At 38.6% G+C, this 18,046-nt stretch carries 22 protein-coding genes; 20 read left to right on the top strand and 2 right to left on the bottom strand.

What is annotated here, in order from left to right; genetic code table 11:
- Positions 1–544 precede the first annotated feature (544 nt).
- The 17 genes from GC093_RS08725 (at position 545) to GC093_RS08650 (ending at position 12,528) form a co-directional block, all read left to right on the top strand.
- Complete coding sequence (locus GC093_RS08725) at positions 545–1,009, top strand: hypothetical protein (RefSeq protein ID WP_171651476.1); 465 nt, start codon at positions 545–547, stop codon at positions 1,007–1,009.
- Positions 1,010–1,270: 261 nt separating this feature from the next.
- Complete coding sequence (locus GC093_RS08720; protein WP_171651475.1) at positions 1,271–1,588, top strand: hypothetical protein; 318 nt, start codon at positions 1,271–1,273, stop codon at positions 1,586–1,588.
- Positions 1,589–1,827: 239 nt separating this feature from the next.
- Positions 1,828–2,688, top strand: coding sequence for an aminoglycoside phosphotransferase family protein (locus GC093_RS08715; protein WP_171651474.1), 861 nt, complete (start codon positions 1,828–1,830; stop codon positions 2,686–2,688).
- 115 nt (positions 2,689–2,803) lie between these two features.
- Positions 2,804–3,058 (top strand): contact-dependent growth inhibition system immunity protein, encoded by a 255-nt coding sequence (locus tag GC093_RS36875; RefSeq protein ID WP_171651675.1) that lies wholly within the window; start codon positions 2,804–2,806, stop codon positions 3,056–3,058.
- Between the two features lie 866 nt (positions 3,059–3,924).
- The gene (locus tag GC093_RS08705; RefSeq protein ID WP_171651473.1) at positions 3,925–4,470 is read left to right on the top strand and encodes a GNAT family N-acetyltransferase; all 546 of its coding nucleotides are present in this window, start codon (positions 3,925–3,927) and stop codon (positions 4,468–4,470) included.
- Between the two features lie 31 nt (positions 4,471–4,501).
- Entirely contained in the window at positions 4,502–5,020 is a 519-nt protein-coding gene (locus tag GC093_RS08700) for a GrpB family protein (protein WP_171651472.1), read from the top strand.
- A gap of 89 nt (positions 5,021–5,109) precedes the next feature.
- Positions 5,110–5,589 (top strand): hypothetical protein, encoded by a 480-nt coding sequence (locus tag GC093_RS08695; protein WP_171651471.1) that lies wholly within the window; start codon positions 5,110–5,112, stop codon positions 5,587–5,589.
- A 29-nt stretch (positions 5,590–5,618) separates the two neighbouring features.
- Positions 5,619–6,536 carry an alpha/beta fold hydrolase gene (locus tag GC093_RS08690; RefSeq protein WP_171651470.1) on the top strand — a complete coding sequence of 306 codons (918 nt, stop codon included), beginning with the start codon at positions 5,619–5,621 and terminating at the stop codon, positions 6,534–6,536.
- 743 nt (positions 6,537–7,279) lie between these two features.
- The gene (locus GC093_RS08685) at positions 7,280–7,819 is read left to right on the top strand and encodes a GNAT family N-acetyltransferase (RefSeq protein ID WP_171651469.1); all 540 of its coding nucleotides are present in this window, start codon (positions 7,280–7,282) and stop codon (positions 7,817–7,819) included.
- A gap of 138 nt (positions 7,820–7,957) precedes the next feature.
- Complete coding sequence (locus GC093_RS08680; RefSeq protein WP_171651468.1) at positions 7,958–8,425, top strand: GNAT family N-acetyltransferase; 468 nt, start codon at positions 7,958–7,960, stop codon at positions 8,423–8,425.
- An 11-nt stretch (positions 8,426–8,436) separates the two neighbouring features.
- Positions 8,437–8,571, top strand: coding sequence for a hypothetical protein (locus GC093_RS36330; RefSeq protein WP_281365200.1), 135 nt, complete (start codon positions 8,437–8,439; stop codon positions 8,569–8,571).
- A 36-nt stretch (positions 8,572–8,607) separates the two neighbouring features.
- Entirely contained in the window at positions 8,608–9,330 is a 723-nt protein-coding gene (locus GC093_RS08675; protein WP_171651467.1) for a class I SAM-dependent methyltransferase, read from the top strand.
- Positions 9,331–9,510: 180 nt separating this feature from the next.
- On the top strand, positions 9,511–10,125 hold the full coding sequence (locus tag GC093_RS08670; RefSeq protein WP_171651466.1) for a DUF1796 family putative cysteine peptidase: 615 nt from the start codon (positions 9,511–9,513) through the stop codon (positions 10,123–10,125).
- A 495-nt stretch (positions 10,126–10,620) separates the two neighbouring features.
- A complete protein-coding gene (locus GC093_RS08665; protein WP_171651465.1) occupies positions 10,621–10,893 on the top strand; it encodes a sugar ABC transporter permease in 273 nt (90 codons plus the stop codon).
- 129 nt (positions 10,894–11,022) lie between these two features.
- The gene (locus GC093_RS08660; protein WP_246313950.1) at positions 11,023–11,433 is read left to right on the top strand and encodes an ABC transporter permease subunit; all 411 of its coding nucleotides are present in this window, start codon (positions 11,023–11,025) and stop codon (positions 11,431–11,433) included.
- Between the two features lie 128 nt (positions 11,434–11,561).
- Complete coding sequence (locus GC093_RS08655) at positions 11,562–11,735, top strand: sensor histidine kinase (RefSeq protein ID WP_171651464.1); 174 nt, start codon at positions 11,562–11,564, stop codon at positions 11,733–11,735.
- A gap of 13 nt (positions 11,736–11,748) precedes the next feature.
- On the top strand, positions 11,749–12,528 hold the full coding sequence (locus tag GC093_RS08650) for a helix-turn-helix domain-containing protein (protein ID WP_171651463.1): 780 nt from the start codon (positions 11,749–11,751) through the stop codon (positions 12,526–12,528).
- Between the two features lie 194 nt (positions 12,529–12,722).
- Here the strand turns inward: GC093_RS08650 and GC093_RS08645 are convergent, their stop codons facing one another.
- Entirely contained in the window at positions 12,723–12,995 is a 273-nt protein-coding gene (locus GC093_RS08645) for a YkgJ family cysteine cluster protein (protein WP_171651674.1), read from the bottom strand.
- A gap of 234 nt (positions 12,996–13,229) precedes the next feature.
- Here GC093_RS08645 and GC093_RS08640 point away from each other — a divergent pair, with 234 nt between their 5' ends.
- Positions 13,230–15,257: a Na+/H+ antiporter gene (locus tag GC093_RS08640; protein WP_171651462.1), complete on the top strand. Its 2,028-nt coding sequence runs from the start codon at positions 13,230–13,232 to the stop codon at positions 15,255–15,257.
- Between the two features lie 212 nt (positions 15,258–15,469).
- Here the strand turns inward: GC093_RS08640 and GC093_RS08635 are convergent, their stop codons facing one another.
- Positions 15,470–16,531, bottom strand: a complete 1,062-nt coding sequence (locus GC093_RS08635) for an LLM class flavin-dependent oxidoreductase (RefSeq protein WP_171651461.1) — start codon at positions 16,529–16,531, stop codon at positions 15,470–15,472.
- 341 nt (positions 16,532–16,872) lie between these two features.
- Between GC093_RS08635 and GC093_RS08630 the strand changes: the two genes are divergently transcribed.
- Both GC093_RS08630 and GC093_RS08625 read left to right on the top strand, forming a co-directional pair.
- A complete protein-coding gene (locus GC093_RS08630; protein ID WP_171651460.1) occupies positions 16,873–17,397 on the top strand; it encodes a GNAT family N-acetyltransferase in 525 nt (174 codons plus the stop codon).
- Between the two features lie 56 nt (positions 17,398–17,453).
- Positions 17,454–18,029 (top strand): hypothetical protein, encoded by a 576-nt coding sequence (locus tag GC093_RS08625; protein WP_171651459.1) that lies wholly within the window; start codon positions 17,454–17,456, stop codon positions 18,027–18,029.
- Positions 18,030–18,046 lie beyond the last annotated feature (17 nt).

Genomic DNA, 18,046 nt, shown 5'->3' with positions numbered 1-18,046 from the left:
TTTAGCATGTTCCATGTTCGCTCGGTGATTCAGCACACCTCTGCCAAAGCATTCATCCGTAGAAGGCGGTGATGCTGGCTGAACCCTGTCTTTAACTATATATTTAATAGACTGTATATTCAATGAGTTGATTATAGTAATGATCGTCATTGCTTGGGAAAATTTATGAATCATATTAGCATTCCAAAAAATGTAGCCGGTGGATGTAGTACGCATCATTTCATGAGGAGTTTTTTAATTTCCAATATTTACAATGATTGTTATAATGAGAAGGGCTGAAGCAGCGTAGGCTGTGAAGATTTTAGGGTTTTATTACGATGGTATTACTTCAGGATTTGATTTACTAGGTTGAGGATAAAGAGGGGGAGTTACAGAAAATCACTGTAATTGAGATATTCCCGAAGTTATTAGATCAAATAAGCAAAGGAACTTATAAAACACTCTTGAAATGATTCTGTTATTATGTCAAGAAGTCGGGTACTTCAGCTAACACCGCATTCCTGCAGCGGGACTTACAATCTTTAGTCGCCAGAAGCATTTCGAGGTGGGGGAGCCAAGCGACACACCTGCACCACCAAACCGCAGTCGCGGCCAGTTGGAAGCCAGCTTCGCTTATGGATCCATGCTAGCTTTAAGGTGCTGTGGCGTCGGGAGTGCAACAACGTTATCGGAAATCTTCGCAAATATTAAGACAATAATTTTGTTAGCTTTTCTTGTGGCAGGCCTAATGTTTGAAGAGAAAGCTATAATTTACTTTAGTTTGCATGATGAATACGGAGGTTTGCTTGCTGAATTTATAACATGGTTGACAGGCTTTCTTTTGTTTATTGGATTAATTCAATCATTAATTAAAGTAGATATTAATAGAAACAAGAACCAACAAATAATATATAAACCCCTAACGAAGTATTTTCTTACTGAATTTATACCTATAGGAACTATTTATCTAATTGTTTTATTAATTTACCAAATTGGACTAGCAATAACTGAAGAATACAAAAACTTTTAGTGTTTTTAGAAAGTCTAATCCAAGAAGGCGAAGACATCCGATAACACCGTATTCCCGCTGCTGGGCTTACGCCTCTTGGTCTTTAAAATGAATTTCGGAGAAGCATAATCAGAAGAGAACCCTGCACTGGTTAGTGGCGGAGCTACCCGCCGCGGCTAGAGCCAGTTACGGTTCGGGAACACACAAACGTTATCTGATAGATACGTAAAAACTGAAACAGCATAAAAACCTTTGAAACACTAATTAGAAGGGGGGAAATTTATGCCAAAGTGGAAGAAATTAATTGACATTCTTATAGATACTACTGCCTCAGATGCCGAGAGGGATGATGCAGCTATTGATTTAAGTAATTACTCTAACAACGAGATTATTTTTGCATTACTCTATACGGCTAGAGATAACAATGTTGATGATATGATCAAAGCAAGTTGTGGAGAATCTCTAGCAATAATATTTATAACAATTAATACTTTCAGAACAGAGATTTACGAATTACTCGATGGAATTTCAAAAACCGAATTTGTAAACTATATCAAACATAATAAGAAAGAATGGATAGTCAATTTAGGAAACCTATAGTAAATTACAATATAATACATTTTTTTGATAGTTCGAGGTGTCGTATCCATCAGATAGCACGGTATCTACGCTGTGGGGCCTATTCCCTTTGGTCTGTAGAGAGGCATCAGAGGAAGCGTTCTCATGTAGACAATCCTGAACCACCCAAGCCCGTCAGACCCAGCGCTACGTGCCTTAAGGCAGTAGGGTTCGTAAATACAACAACGTTATAACAAATCCCCGCGAAAGGAAGAGAAGCCATGGGAGATCCAATTAGAGATGTTAACTGGATGGTAAAAAGCAAAGAAATTGATTCAATGCTAGAACAGGGAAGTTCATTTACCATCATCCCTTTGGATTCTGGACTTGAAGCAGAAGTGACAAAGATATGTACAGGTGAATCAAGCTTTGTACTAAAAGTATGGAATAGGGATTCAAATCCAGACGTTAATTGTCAGTATAGGTTGTTAGATGTTCTTTATAACCGAGGACTATCAGTTTCAAAGCCTTTTGGTTGGGGTTTAGATAAAAATAAAAATCAGGTTTTATTAACGAGTTTTGACGGGGCACCTATTAATAAAGTAAATAAGTCTAAACTTACTATACTTGCGAAGATATTAACCGATATTCATAGGTTTCCATATGAAGATTTGGATAATTCAACACTTCAAAAACATGATTTTGTCAGCTACTTTTACCCGAAAATTGAAGAACATCAGGACATTAAGAATCTATTGATCCAGCTTCTTGAAAGTGCGAATCTTAAACAAGATTACCTTATTCATGGTGATTTTAATTTAGGAAATATTTTGGAAACAGAAGACAAGTACACAATAATAGATTGGACAAACGGGCAAATTGGTGACCCGAGATATGATATTGCATGGTCAATTGTTCTAATGAAGATTTATGTTGGAGAAAGGTATGGTTCCATATATCTTTCTGCCTATCTGTCGCAAAATCAATATACAAATGAAGAACTAGAATTATTTGAGGCAATAGCTTGCCTTAGATGGCTATTACTTAATAGATTTGTTGGTCTGTCTAAAAATGCAAATACAATTACAAGAGTAAAGAGCATATTGAAGAACAATATACATTTAAATGAAAGTTTACTTTGAATGCCTCTCATTAAAGGCGGGGACATTTTATAAAAATGCATTCAGGCTGTAGCTCGCTATGCCGATCTAGATCCATCGGAAGTTTCTCGGAAAGTAATCAGGCAGTGTTGAATGGCTGGAAGCTCCAACTCATTCAACAGGACTTATCAGGAAAGTACATGAACTAAGAAAATTACCTTTAAAATACTGGACTAATGAAGATTTAAGATTGATAATATTGCAGCAGAGGAGTCTAGGGTTTTTGCTTCCAATAGTATTATATAGACTTGCCAGAGATCCATTTTGTTCAGGAAACCTATATGCAGGGGACCTACTAAATGCTGTTGTTAGTATTGATGAAGATTTTTGGAAATGTAATGAATATTCGTAGTATGAACTAGATACTATTATAGATTCTTTAAAGGTCGATTTAGAGACATTTAATGAGATTGTCAATAAGTATGAATATAATAATGACAAGAATTAAATAACAACTCAGAGATGGTCCCTGATAGATGTTCCCGCTCAGGCTTTTGCCTCTTAGTCTGCAAGAGGAATTTCGAGGAGGTTAATCCTGCACTGGCTAATTCCGTCGGACCCGCCGCTACGCTAAGCCAGTGAGGGTTCTGGAATACAACGTATCTGCAATTCGTCGAAAGAATATTAGATAATACATATATGGAGTAGGTAATTTCAATGAAGTATAAAATGCACATAATATTAACACCATTAATCATTTTTTTGATTACTTTGTCTTCTGTTCACTATTTATCTTCTAAAGAAATTGAGTACTCTTCATCAACAGTATGGAATAATTGCTCTTCGATTACTGAAGCTAAATCAATACGGGAAAGTTGTAGCTAAAAGTCTTTTAAAGGAACTAAACAAATAAGCTCAATAAAAGTTCAGGAAAATGAGACTATAAGAGCTGATTATGAAATTAATGTATTACAAGGAGATATTAAACTAGTAATAATAGATAAAGATAAAATCGTTAAATGGGAAGAAATAATAATTAAGAATACAATAGGAATTATTGATTATAAAGCACAAGAAAAAGGAACATACAAATTGATTATTACTAGTGATGGATCGGAAGGAAGCTATTCAATGAAATTAAACAAAGACAATATTAAGTGAGATTAGAAGGTCACTTGATGAGATTCTATTAAACGCTATCACAACGTTTTATAAGTTGGTGACGCGTTACACTAGAACATTAGTTAAAATCACCTAAAGACGATTGGAGTGCCCAAAATGATATCCTTCCCTCTATTGGAAACGGAAAGACTACTATTAAGACAATTAATAACAGAAGATTCTAGAGACTTATTTCAGTACTTTTCGAAAGACGAAGTAACTAAATACTATGATTTAGAAAGCTTTACCGAGATTGGTCAATCAGAGGAGCTAATACATACATGGAACAAGCGGTTTCAAGAAAAAAAAGGAGTAAGATGGGGAATTACAATTAAATCTGAGGATAAGATCATTGGTACATGCGGCTTTCATAATTGGTCGAATGAACACTTTAAAGCAGAAATAGGGTATGAATTAGCACCAGAATATTGGCAACAAGGAATCATGACGGAAGCACTAGAGGCCTTATTACCATATGGGTTTAGAGAGCTTGAACTGAATCGAATTGAAGCATTTATAGACCCAGATAATATAAGTTCAAGGAAGCTACTTGAGAAAATTGGGTTAAAAGAAGAAGGGTATTTAAAGGATTATTTTTATGAGAAGAATCGGTTTGTTGATGCAGTGATATTTGCAATTCTAAAAAGAGATTATAGGATATAAAATAATAAACCAATTTTTAAGGAGGTATCGAATGCTTGGATTACCAAAAGGGCAGGTCTTTCTAGTTCCATGGACAGAAAAATGGATTCAAGAGTATGAATTTGAGAGAGAGAAGATAAACAAGAAATTAACGAAATTAAATGTGCGTATGCATCATATTGGAAGTACTTCAATAAAGGGTATCAGTGCTAAACCGATTATTGATATGGCTATTGAAATAAATCATTTTGATGACGGGTTGTTATATGTTGCTGGTTTAGAAGAGCTTGGTTACTCATACCACGGAATAAACCTATTACCTGAAAGACATTATTTTAATAAGGGAGAGCCGAGAACACATCAAATACACATGTATGAGAAAAATAATCGGTACTTAAAGGAACAGCTCTTATTTAGGGATTATTTAAACAGTGATAAGATATCCAGACAAGAATATCAGGAACTTAAAGAAGAACTTTCAAAAACATTTAATACTAATAAACACGCTTATGCGGAAGCGAAGACAGAGTTTGTAAAGAACATAATTTTGAAAGCGAATCTAAAAGGATAGTAATTTACTCAATTTAAGGGTGCGATATGTTGAAGAAAACGGATCGTATAACGGCAGATTAATATTGTGAAAAAAGTCAGGGAGGAGCTATGAAAGCAAAATTATTAATTATCATAAATTTAGTGATGGTTTTCTTTCTATTTATGCTCGGATATATTATGACTACTACTCCCGGACGCAGCTCTGGCAATGGTAATCCTGCTATCCTACTCTTTATTCCTTTAGTCATTTTATTTGTTGTAATGCTGGCTCAATGGATATATGTGTTTAAAGACAAAAAGATATCTTTCAAAACAATTTTCATAGGGCTCCTCTTGATCATGAGTCATTTTCTTATAGGAATCAATTATCAATTAACTAGCCTTCATAATTATCGGAACTTTTTGGCTCAAGTATATGAAGAGAAATTTGGACATATAGATTGGCCATATATAAACTCAATTACGACAGGAGTAACAATCCATGTGAACAATCAATACTTCAATATCAATACCTATTTATTATTTGTAAGTCTTTCGATTTGTATATTTTTACTGTATCAACTGGTAAAACAGATTTTAAGTGAATGAAATAATGATGTGAGGATGTTTTTACAACGATGGGTATGTATCGAACAATTAGGGGTAAAGAGATTTTTATTGAAGTTATAGGGCAAGAAGGATTACCAGTAATTTTGTACATTCATGGAGGACCAGGTGTAGTGGGGTGCACGGATTTTGTTCAATATCAAGGAAGTAGATTAAGTACTAATTTTATGTTAGTTGCTGTGGACCAACGAGGGGTCTGGAGATCCGAGGCGATTGAGGACGATGAAGAGATCACACTTGAGGATATAGTTGATGATTTTGAGGAGATACGTATCCATCTGGGCATTCCAAAATGGTCAGTTGTGAGCCATTCCTTTGGGGGATATATTGCTGCACTTTATGCATCTATGTATCCCAAGTCGATAGAATGCCTTGTGTTTGAAGGACCGACTTTTAATTTTGCGCTATCTGAACGATCGCTTATTAGAGCGGTTTCAAATGAACTTGAAAGAATAGGTGAGCAAGAAAAATCAAACTATTATTTAGAGGCTCTTAATGAAATCGATGACTATAAAGACATTCATCAGCTTATGAACAGTGCTTTTAGAGATCTTGGCGATGACGGAGTTATTTTTTGGCATGGTGAAGATAAAAAAGTAATCAATCGAATCGTTGGAGCAAGTGTAGAGTCTAAGAGTTTATGGGGTAAATCCAATAATACAAGGCGAAAATTACTGAATGATTGGAGGGTGTATCATTCGGTATTGGACGATATTCATGCTATTAGTATCCCATCCTTATTAATCAAGGGATACTTTGATCCTATAACGTGCGATGAACAAATTAAAGAGTTTAAGGATACATTTAGCGATAGTGAGATTATAATCTTCAACTCAAGCAGTCATTCGGTAAGGGTTGAAGAGCCTGATAAATATGCTGAAGTGGTAACTAACTACATAAAAAAGGTAAGGCACAGTGGATTTATTTAGAGAAGGCAGTGAAAGAGAGCGATAATTATGAAGATACTTTTGAAGTTGAAACCCTTATCCATTACATTAATTTACATTATGCTAGCAGTGTTACCGATTGGAATAGCATTAATACTTAAGCAAGACTTATTTTTATACTCCTCGGTTTCGGTTATATTAGTTAGCTATTTTATTGTTTTTTACTTATTAACTTTAGAGTTCAGCCTTAGACAGTTGGGAGCGAAATTGAATATTAGTCTTCCTAATATCTATTATAAATTGATGTATCTATGTCTTCTATATGTGTTGTTTTACATTCCCGTGTTTTGTTTCGGTAAGTTAAAACCACTATTACTTGTTCCTTTACATTTTATTGCAATGGGGTGTATGGGATTTTCATTATTTTATATTTATAGATTGTTTATATCCGTTGAGCAAAGATCAATACTAACTAATAAGGATACTTTTAATGAACTGAAGGGGCTATACAAAAACAAGCAATCAATCAATAAAACATATGTAGGAGACGTACAGAAACGAGTGAATAAACTTTTTGAGGGCACCTCATGAAGTCCTGTCGTAAAACATAGATTTCCCGCTGCCGAGCTTACATTTCTTGATCTACCTAGGTAAAACTTAATTGAGATCGTTTTGTGCCATTACCATATTTTACAGGTAGTGGTATATTTGATTTATGCATCTTGGCAAGTAGTGATCGTAAATACAAACCGCTATAAGAAATCCCAGCAATTGGTGGTGAGATGATGATAAGAAAAGCGGATATTACTGACCTGAATTTTTTAGTTCAAATAGATTTAAAAGATGAGGGTATTACTTCAAATGGTGAAACTCAGATGACGGAAGCGGATTTAGAACTACATCGTGAGAAGATTATGAGATTTGTAATGGAAAAAGATAGAGGCGCATTCATTTATGAAGACAAGAAAGACAAGTGCAGAAGAATCGGATTGATTATGTATTCAATTTGTAATAGAGATGGGAATTATCCTTGGAAGACCATATTCCATGAATTAGATCGAAGTTTATTTCAGGAAGACGGACGCTTTGTGGAGATCTTTCAGTTATGGGTTGATCCAAATTATCGAAGATTCGGAATAGCGACAATGCTAAAGTTAAAACTTGAAGAAATAGCAAAAAGCAATGATGTGAACTTGATATACACACATACAGAAGAACAAAACTTACATGTTATAGAGCTTAATAAGAAACTGGGATACAAGGAAGTAAGACGAGGGCCAATCTGGGATGAAATAGTCCGGATAAGCTTAATAAAGCATTTATAGAGTAGAAAACAAGCCAACAATTCCGCTCTCTAATTCTATGAGACAGGTAGCCTTACTGCTTCAAGCCTCTTGGGGCGTAGAATACAATAACATCGGAAAACCAAGCTAATGATACTTAACAACGACGGGAGGAAACGCATGTCTATCATTATTAGACAGTACCAACAAGCCGATCAAGAATTTGTTATGAAATTGCATGTAGATGGACTACTCCAATTTAGTGCAAGTATAGGTAACCCTTATCTAGATAAAGATATGGAGCAAATTGAAGAAAATTACCTAAATAAGAACGGTGAATTCCTTGTGGGAATGTATAATAACCGAATAGTGAGCATGGGTGCTTATAGGAAATATGATAGTGACACCGCAGAAATAAAGAGAATTAGAATAGATCAGGAATATCAGCGAAGAGGAATTGGACAGTTGATTTTAACGGCCTTAGAGGAATCAGCAAAAGTAAGAGGCTACAGAAGATTTGTTTTAGATACGACAAGCCAACAGCTGCCAGCCCAAAAATTTTTTGAACGAAATGGATATAACGAGATAAATCGTAAGCTATTTAAAGAGATGGAGATTATTTATTATTTGAAGGAAATAGAGGGATGAGGGATGATTTTATGGAGGTAGTATTAAACACTTTAAAAGAAGAGGAAATACCTGTTCTCAAGAATTTATTTGAATTTGTAGCTTATGACTTATCAGAGTTAAATAAAGCAAGTGTCAAAGAAATGGGTTTATATAGCGCTTTTTAAAAGAAATTACCTGTGCTTAGATAAGGGGTTATATCCATGAAAAAATATTATTACGAAGAGCATGAACAAACCTATCAGGAAATAAAGAGAGACAACTTGCACGCATGGGATCAATATCATGATCCTCTGAACTATAATTTTGACCATTTTATGATGAGACCATTTTTAGAGAAAGCATTAGATTTGATCGATGTTAATGCTACAGAATCTAGAGTATTTGAGTATGGATGTGGAACTGGCACGGGGGCTTGTTTTTTAGCTGAAAAAGGATTTACTGTAGATGCAATTGATATTTCACCAACTGCTATTGAACTTGCAAAGTCTATAGCATTGGAACGTAATTTAAAAATTAACTACAGCAATCAAGATTTATTAGAGATGTCAGAACTTGATAAGGAATATGACCTTATACTTGATAATTACTGTTTGCAAAGTGTTGTTACGGATGGCGACAGGTCCAAACTTTACTCCATCATAAGGTCGGGATTGAAAAGATCCGGTTACTATATCATTGCAACAGCTATGTATAATGAATCGCGATTCTATGGTGAAGACTATTACTATTGTGTTGAAACTGCTATGGTTTATGAACGGGTTATATCACCGGAGCGGTACAATGATGCTGTAATGATTAATAATGAATGGTGGTTACCGAAAAGAAGACATTTTAAGACAGAAGAATTAAGAAAGGAACTAACTAGCAATGGGTTTTCCATTGTTTTACAAGAAGAAGGCAATATAGTGTGCAAGAAAGAATAATGAAATCATATAACGCTCATAACTGATCGACAATATCCCATGCCGATACCGGGGTACGTATAGGGTAAAGGAATTTTTTACAGTCCAATCGAACCTTATTTGCCATAACGGAATAAGGTAACACTGGGCCCTATGTCTAACTATGCCGGCTCAACTATTCGTTTGCCGGGAGTGAGCGTTATGAGATGGAATGACTGTGTAGGTCGTTATAAGACCTATATGAGTTTAGGATCTACTTGCCAAACGGCCTATCAATTGAAAAGAATTGGGTTGCGTCAATCCGCTGGTCCGATCGACTGGTTTACTTCTAGATCCGTACCCGGCTTAGTTCAGCTGCTGCATCAGCAGTTTAAAGGTTTGATGGATTTTCAAAATCTTGAGCTTGTTGACAGAACGAGGGAATGTTTCGTTGTAAGTGATAATGTATACGATGTTGTTTCCTATCATGACTTTCCCTTGTATCAAGGGCGTTGGTGGGATGCTTACCCCGCTTTTAAGGAAAAGCTTGACCGGCGTGTCAATCGTTTTCAGTACACCATTCAAAACAAACCTATACTTTTTGTCCGCACTGACACTACTCTGAAGGAAGCGCAGCAAATAAAGAGGGCGCTGAATACACTGATGAATGGGAGATTCAGATTGCTGATTGTAAACGACCATTCTAATCCAAACCGAATGTTGTTCGAGGAAAAATGGGAGCTTGAAGGTGTCTGCTGTGTTACAGTTCCACAGGGGTATGATTGGAGAGGGTCAGACGATGCGTGGAATCGTATTATGAGCGGTTTTACACTCTAAGCTCATTTCCGTTTTTGGAGGGAGTCACCTCTTACACAGGAAACACCTTCCTTTTTACACTTGAATAAAGGAAGGTGTGGTGTAATACGACAAATAAAAATCGGTGGATGGAAGGTATTAATGATATAGAAGAGAGTAGATTTAAAAAGCTAGGATAAGCATTATTCGAGTGGATACGAGATCAAAGGACTCGTAGAGCTTTTATAATAGCACATGATGGAACCATAAATAGCTACATAGAACTATTCGGAGAAGAAGGATTAACAAGAGCAGATTTTTTAGGAGAAGCGGGATCTTATAAGATCATTCTGTAAATATAGGTTAACTTGAAAAGATGAATAGTTCACCTTAGAAACCCTAACTCATCCAAGTTGGGGTTTTACTTTTTAATCAGAGATGATAATATTACACAATTTGATGAGTTTATTTAATTCTATTTGAATGACTTCTTCAATTACAATAAAGCTACCACAAAAGAGAGGAGGAGCAAAAGCGATGGAGGCTAAAGCGGTTGAATTGAAGTCGAACATTCCAAGATCCAATAGGGTGAAAAGAGAACGCATTAAATGGATGCCTTACTTGTTCTTGCTTAACCAAACTTTCAAGTTTCGCGCCTTCTTCCGAACGGCTGCCATTATTCCTTGGGCCATATCAGGAGTTATCTTCGCTCCGTCGGTGCTGCTGATTGCTTCATTCTTGTTTTATCCCATGTTCAATGTTTTCTACTACAGTTTACAGAACTATAACGCAAGCAAGCCTTACTACTAATGGTTTTGCCGGTTTAGATAACATTGTAAACGTTTTCACGTAAGAAGTCCTCGTCCTTTCCGTCATGACAGGCTATGCGTTAAGCAGATTTCGTTTTGTCGGGAAACGTGCATTTCTCCTCATGCTGCTTTGCACACAATTCATACCTGGTGCTATGCTTCTGATCCCTCTGTTTCTAATATTCAAAACGCTTGGCATGACAGCAACCCGATCAGTCTAATTATTACTTACAGTACCTTTCAGCTTCCTTTTAATTCCATATTGATGAGCGGCTTCGTATCGAATATTCCGGATCAGCTGGAAGAGGCGGCTATGGTAGATGGATGCAGCCGGATCAAGGCAGTATTCCTGATTATTTTCCCCATATTATTGCCAGGCATTGTTGCAACGACCGTTTTTACGTACATCGGTGCGTGGAATGAGTTCCTGTTCAGTTTGATGCTAATCAATAAACCGCAATTTTTCATGCTACCTATCGGATTAAGGTATATGCAAGGGGAATTCAATAGTGGCTTTCGGTGCATTCGATATCATATTTGATGGATCCTGATTCAAGGATGAATCCGTTTGACTATCCTTTCACTGCACAAAGTGGGGAACTCGAATGAAATGGTTAAAATTGTTAACGGTGGCTTCAGGCCTCTCGCTGATTTTTACGGGTTGTAGTGGTGGCAATTCGGTACAGACGACAACTACGCCAGCCCCAGCCCCCGCTGGAAGTTCACAAAAGGCTGCAAATGAATTATGGAGACGATTATGGTCTTCACTATAAGAGCGAACCCGGAGAGGGGACTCATGTAACGATCAAGATCCGCAAGGTTCCGGATCAACCTGCTGGTTAAAGGAGCATGCCACATGAACAAGCTGATCATAGTGGACGATGATGTTATCATTCGGAGGGGGTTAAGTAAAAATATCGATTGGGAGGGTAATGGCTTTATCTTATCCGGAACAGCGGGCAATGGAGAAGAAGCTCTTATGCTAGCAGAAAGACAGAAGCCCGATATAATTATCACCGATATTCGTATGCCGCACATTGACGGGATAGAAGAAGTACAGAACAGAAGGTTCGTTCCCCTGCAGCAGCTGCATATTTTAGGTACTGAAATTGCGCTTCTACTTTATCGGGAGCTATGGGAATGGATTCATACACCACAAATGGAACAACGGTTCGGCGGATTTACACACTTTTGCACCAACCTGCAAACCATGACAACCTCTAAGGAAATATCCGCGACTATTCGGGATTTCACCCTTGAACTTATAGTGGAAATTTGCTCCAGACGCGATAGTCAACAAAAGCAGCTGTTGAACAAAGTGTTTCAATACATAGAAAGCAACTATGTTCAAGAAGTATTGTCTCTGCAGGATGTAGCTGACCATGTGAATGTAAGCACGGGGTACTTGAGCGCTGTTCTAAAAAAAGTCGGCAATACTTCTTTCTCTGACTATTTGCTGAAAACTAGGATGAATAAGGCATTGAATTTAATGAGCAGGGAAGACTTCAAATCCTATGAAATCGCCTGTAAGATTGGATTCAGCAATCCCAAGTATTTCAGTGTCTGCTTTAAGAAATACACAGGACTCTCTCCCTCGGAATATCGGAGCGCAAAAAAACAAGAGAAAGATGTGTAAATGCCATTCGGAAATCGGGCTCGTGCTATCCATGTTCGAAAAACACAAAAAGGTAGTTTAACGTCGCCAGTAGGCTGGGTTGAACTGCCTTTTTTGTGGCTGTACTGCCTTTCTGGTGTAAATAGACGATTCGAACTGTCCATGCTGTGGTATATTCCACCAGAACTTTAGATGCAATAGCAAATCAGAATGTTTTAAACGAGATGTGGGTCAGAAGGTTTTGTTGCTGCTTCAAGGGCTTGTAAAATCGTGTAAGCTTCCTCATTTGTTTGCCCACACATCTCTTTCGAAGGTCGTAGACTGCTGCATATAGCAGGGCGTTCGACTCTATTGAACAGGCCGCATCTATTATCGGTTGAAAGATGTATACAACGAATGCCTGCCGGCTTTCCATCAGGCATTCCAGGAATAGGAGATGAAATTGAAATGACAATACAACATGCCGCGCAGCCAGCTCTGCAATCCATCAATAAAACAACCTCCTTCACCTGATAGTCTAAGTATAGCATGTTAATGCATGATCAACAGATTCCGCTGCAACATATCATAATCAATATGAGGGACCAAGTTCTTGTTCACTTAAAGACAAGAATAAGGTCCTATTTGTTTTAGTACATTTATGGATAAAATTTCATCTAAAAGGGGAGTATAATGAATCGTTACACTCATTCAATGTCAAACTGCAAGGAGGAAACATCTACATGGAATTATTTATAACGATTTTGGTTCTCCTTGCGCTGATAGGGGTGTCTAATGTCATTAATCGTCAGCTCCCCTCAGTTCCCGTACCCTTAATTCAAATTGCGCTGGGAAGTGCCATAACATTTGTTCCACCAGGTTTCCATCTGGAACTGGAGACAGAGCTCTTCTTCCTTTTATTCATCGCACCACTTCTTTACAATGATGGCAAACATACACCTCGCAGCGAGCTGTGGCGTCTTCGTGCTCCTATTTTGTTACTGGCCGTGGGTCTTGTTTTTGTAACTGTTTTTGTGATTGGCTATGCCATCCATTGGATGATTCCGACTATTCCGCTTCCTGTAGCATTTGCTCTGGCTGCTATTTTATCGCCCACTGACGCCGTAGCTGTTAGCGCGTTAGCGGGAAAAATTCGATTGCCCAAGAGTTTAATGCATCTGCTCGAAGGCGAGGCCTTGATGAACGATGCTTCGGGGCTTGTTGCCTTTAAATTCGCGCTTGCCGCTGCTGTAACCGGGGTGTTTTCATTACCAAAGGCGAGCGTCAGCTTCTTCATTATTGCCATTGGCGGCTTGGTGGTTGGGGTTATTTTGGCATCGCTAATTACTGGCTTGCGGTTTCTGCTTCGACGCTCAGGGCTTGAAGACGAGACGATGCATATGCTCATTCATATTCTGACTCCGTTTGCTCTTTATCTGGCGGCTGAAGAGCTTGGCGTGTCAGGCATACTGGCCGCGGTAGCCGGTGGTGTCATGCACGCAGTTGAACGTGATCAATCTAACAAATCAAGGCCACGGACGCATGAGGTATCTGACAATACATGGTCGGTCATTCTATTTCTGTTGAACGGGCTTGTCTTTGTTATCTTGGGTTTACAGATCCCCGATGTTATTAGTATTATCTTTGAAAGTCCTGAGTTTAACAATTTCAAGGTAGTCGGATATGCTTTGGTCATTTTCATTATGCTAATTGTACTCCGATTTTTGTGGACCTTCGCTTTCTCTGTGGGCGGCAGAATATTCGGGGGTACCAAAAACAAAGAAAAGCTTTCTTTAAAAATACTTGCAATGACTTCCATATCTGGTGTTCGGGGTGCCGTAACACTTGCGGGCGCTTTCTCCATACCACTCTTTATCGACACTGGCGATCCCTTTCCAGAGCGGAGCTTGGTCATTTTTCTCGCAGCTGTCGTTATCTTGTTATCCCTACTTGCAGCAAGTATCCTGCTCCCTCTCTTAGCGCCGCAAAAAGGAGCTGGAAATGAAGCCGAGCACTTGCGGAAGGAGAGCGAGGGGCAGATCAAGATGTTGAGCGCGGCCATCCAAGCCGTTCATCATGCTACGAGTGAAGAAAATAGGGCTGAATCATCCTCTGTTATTAGTGATTATGATCGATGGATTAGGCAATCCCAACCTACTAATCGAAAACAGGGGAACCTGCGAATACATAAGAAAGAAGCAGAATTGCGTGTCGCTGCTCTTGAAATAGAGCGTGAAGTCACACGAGATTTGTTTGCAAAAGGGGAAATAGGCAAAGAGCACGCTGCTATGTTCTTAAAAAGTTTGGAGCAGCTTGAACTTGCTTTGTCACGATGGACGCATCTCTGGTACATTATTCTGATGATCTTAGCACGAGTGCTTAAGGGACTCCTGTCTAAGGAGGATTTGAAGCTTCAACACAAGTTATCCAATTCAGACCGGGAAGCATTGAAGGAAATAAAGCTACAGACAAGCAATGCGGTTATTGGAGCTTTTGAAAAGAAGAGTATGGGTACAAATAAGGATGAAGTCATTAACATCATTAATCATTACAAACACATTATAGATAGACTATCCAAGCCCTATCCGATGCTGCAGGGTAATAATAAAGGAAACGAAGAGGTAAAAAGAGATTTGCATTGGATAGCCATCCAAGCGGAGCGTGACGAGGTTCAAAGGTTATATGAGCACGGTGAAATCACTCGAGACATCGCCAATGAGCTTAGACGGATTATCCGTAATCGAGAAGCATCCATTCTTGAGCAGGAGTAAGCAAGAGTATTAACGAGTAAAAGCTGAATAGGGTTGAGGACAATAAAAAGAAGTGTGCGGCGGCTCGCACACTTCTTTTTATTGAAGTAAATATCTCTTTCTTAAGTGGCCTTAGCTCAGATAGGAGAGTCTCGTTTCAGGATAAGAGAGTTGAATTAGTTCGATCAAGAGATCGGCTGCTATGACCAGAGAACCTTTGCTTTTTCCATTGCCTAGTTACGGGCAAGTTCTTTGCGTACTATGGGCACTACTCTGGTCCCTAGCAGTTCTATGGCTCGCATGACCTCACGGTGTGGCATTGTACCGACATTTACGTGCAGGAAGAATCGAGTAATCCCCAAATTTTTGCGAAGCAAAATGATCTTTTCCGCAACATATTCGGGATCACCTACATAGAGGGCGCCCCGAAGGCTGCGTGCAGCATCATAAGTGGCACGAGTGTATGGCTGGCCCCAGCCTCGCTCACGCCCGATAACGTTCATTTGTGCTTGTGTTGAAGGGAAGAATAAGTCAGCTGCCTGATCGGTTGTTTCTCCGACAAATCCGTGCGAGTGCGTTGCAATAGATAGCTTGTCTGGATCGTGCCCGGCCCGCGCGGCAGCCTCCTTATAGAGGGCGACTAATGGAGCAAAATTCTCAGGCATTCCGCCGATAATGGCGAATGCGATCGGAAGGCCCAGCATTCCTGCCCGCACCGCTGACTGTGCATTCCCGCCGCTTGCGATCCACACTGGAAGAGGGCTCTGAACGGATCGAGGATAGATGCCAAGGTTATCGATAGCTGGACGATGGCCTCCGCGCCAAGTTACCTTCTCTGAGGATCTGATTGCTAGCAAAAGCTCCAGCTTTTCTTCGAACAAATCGTCGTAATCATCCAAGCTATATCCGAAAAGCGGAAAGGATTCAACGAACGAACCGCGGCCCGCCATAATTTCGGCTCGACCGTTAGAGATGCCGTCAAGGGTCGAGAACGCTTGATACACGCGAACAGGATCGTCTGAAGACAGCACTGTAACGGCACTCGTCAGCCTGATCCGCGTAGTCATGGCAGCAGCTGCTGCCAGCACAACAGCGGGTGAGGTTCCTGCGTAATCTGCTCGATGATGCTCCCCAATTCCATAGACATCCAGACCGACTTGATCGGCCAGCACGATTTCCTCAACCGCATGGCGCAGCCGCTCAGCATGGCTGATGACTTCTCCTGTCACCGGGTCCGGTGTAGTCTCCAAAAATGTACTGATTCCTATTTCTATGTTGTTTAGCTGATTGGACATTTTGTTTCTCCTCCTTCGGTATCTACTTATAGTTTACTCATTTGTATAGGGTTTCTCAAATTTTCACTTTGACGATTATTTGGGGATTCAATGAATCCAATGCATTGAGTTTTTTATTGAAGAAAAGAAGTTAATGTAATAAGAAATTAATGTTATTAAGTAAATGAATCCGAAACCATTGGTGTAACCAATGTCTTAACGACTCTGGGAGCCTTCATTTTAATTTCCAAAATTTCCAATGATTGATATAATGATACAGTAGGTTGCGATAGAGAATTGTTCTTGAATTGTTATTTTAGGTGGTTTGGTTCTGATTAGGTGCTCGAAGAGAAAAGGTAAGAATGAACTTTAAGCTAGGTAAAGGAGTTTTATCATTGAATCACTACGTAATCAGACCTATAACAGTACAAGATGTGCCCTTTTTGTGGGAAATGTTATTTGAATCCTTATATGTTCCAAAGGGACAGGAGCCTTTTCATAAAGATGTGATTAAAGAACCCTTTTTAACTAAGTATGTAGAAGATTGGGGTAGAGAAGGTGATCGCGGCTACATTGCAGTTAATAGCGAGGGTCAATCTATAGGATCAATAACCATTCGACATTTTGATGAAGATAATAAGGGATTTGGATATATAAGTAAAGATATACCAGAGCTAGGCATGGCTTTAAGGCCGGAATATAGAGGAAAAGGAATTGGAACTGCTTTGCTGACCATGTTATTTAAAGAGATGAAAGAAAAGGGGATTAAGAGAGCATCATTGAGTGTTGATCCTAATAACTTGGCTGCAGTGAACCTATATCAACGATTTGGGTTTAAAGAAGTTGGAATGGTCGACACTTCATTAACTATGGTAGCAGACTTATAAATTCAAGGATAAGTAATTAAATGTACCTCAATGGGACGGAGGGAAGAATGATCTCAATGAGAGCGCAGGCTATGATATATAAATATAAATGGTTGATAATTACATCGACATTATTAATCGTATTGTGCTTTGTTTACACTTGTTTAATTAATAAAAAAACTTCATTGTATGAAGACATTGAAAGAGTTGTTGTTAAGAACGATAGCAGTTTTAAGGAAATAGCATATATTCATGTATTAAAAGAGAAATTACTAGTTTTCTACGAAACCCAAAATAATGAGTTGGCGGGAATTTTAGTTGAAAAGGGTATCAAAGGGTATAAGATATCAGATTATTTAAGTAAAAATTCTTTTGATTCTAGTAAAGGACTGTCATGGCAAGGCACGGAAAGAATAGATCAGCAGGTACATTTACTTTATGGAACAATCCTCGATCCTGCTATTAATCAAGTTTTCTTAGTTAGTGAAGCTAATAAAAGTGCAACAATAATTAAAAATGGTTCTAGAACCATGTGGTTTTCATTAATGGACCATACACTAAACTTACCGATTACAATTGAAGGCTTGGATAAGAACGGAAACATGCTTTACACATTCGGAGATATAAGTTTCTGGAGTAATCGAGTTGAGTGAGGAGATACAACATGCAG

Source organism: Paenibacillus foliorum, from assembly GCF_013141765.1.
GTDB lineage: Bacteria > Bacillota > Bacilli > Paenibacillales > NBRC-103111 > Paenibacillus_S > Paenibacillus_S foliorum.
The sequence above is the reverse complement of the archived record's forward strand: the minus strand, read 5'-3'. Positions and strand labels throughout refer to the sequence as shown.

Coding starts and splice junctions, on each gene's coding strand:
- GC093_RS08720 (WP_171651475.1), top strand. CDS start 1,271: ATGCCAAAGTGGAAGAAATTAATTGACATTCTTATAGATACTACTGCC.
- GC093_RS08715 (WP_171651474.1), top strand. CDS start 1,828: ATGGGAGATCCAATTAGAGATGTTAACTGGATGGTAAAAAGCAAAGAA.
- GC093_RS08705 (WP_171651473.1), top strand. CDS start 3,925: ATGATATCCTTCCCTCTATTGGAAACGGAAAGACTACTATTAAGACAA.
- GC093_RS08700 (WP_171651472.1), top strand. CDS start 4,502: ATGCTTGGATTACCAAAAGGGCAGGTCTTTCTAGTTCCATGGACAGAA.
- GC093_RS08695 (WP_171651471.1), top strand. CDS start 5,110: ATGAAAGCAAAATTATTAATTATCATAAATTTAGTGATGGTTTTCTTT.
- GC093_RS08690 (WP_171651470.1), top strand. CDS start 5,619: ATGGGTATGTATCGAACAATTAGGGGTAAAGAGATTTTTATTGAAGTT.
- GC093_RS08685 (WP_171651469.1), top strand. CDS start 7,280: ATGATAAGAAAAGCGGATATTACTGACCTGAATTTTTTAGTTCAAATA.
- GC093_RS08680 (WP_171651468.1), top strand. CDS start 7,958: ATGTCTATCATTATTAGACAGTACCAACAAGCCGATCAAGAATTTGTT.
- GC093_RS36330 (WP_281365200.1), top strand. CDS start 8,437: ATGGAGGTAGTATTAAACACTTTAAAAGAAGAGGAAATACCTGTTCTC.
- GC093_RS08675 (WP_171651467.1), top strand. CDS start 8,608: ATGAAAAAATATTATTACGAAGAGCATGAACAAACCTATCAGGAAATA.
- GC093_RS08670 (WP_171651466.1), top strand. CDS start 9,511: ATGAGATGGAATGACTGTGTAGGTCGTTATAAGACCTATATGAGTTTA.
- GC093_RS08665 (WP_171651465.1), top strand. CDS start 10,621: ATGGAGGCTAAAGCGGTTGAATTGAAGTCGAACATTCCAAGATCCAAT.
- GC093_RS08650 (WP_171651463.1), top strand. CDS start 11,749: ATGAACAAGCTGATCATAGTGGACGATGATGTTATCATTCGGAGGGGG.
- GC093_RS08645 (WP_171651674.1), bottom strand. CDS start 12,995: ATGGATTGCAGAGCTGGCTGCGCGGCATGTTGTATTGTCATTTCAATT.
- GC093_RS08640 (WP_171651462.1), top strand. CDS start 13,230: ATGGAATTATTTATAACGATTTTGGTTCTCCTTGCGCTGATAGGGGTG.
- GC093_RS08635 (WP_171651461.1), bottom strand. CDS start 16,531: ATGTCCAATCAGCTAAACAACATAGAAATAGGAATCAGTACATTTTTG.
- GC093_RS08630 (WP_171651460.1), top strand. CDS start 16,873: ATGAACTTTAAGCTAGGTAAAGGAGTTTTATCATTGAATCACTACGTA.
- GC093_RS08625 (WP_171651459.1), top strand. CDS start 17,454: ATGAGAGCGCAGGCTATGATATATAAATATAAATGGTTGATAATTACA.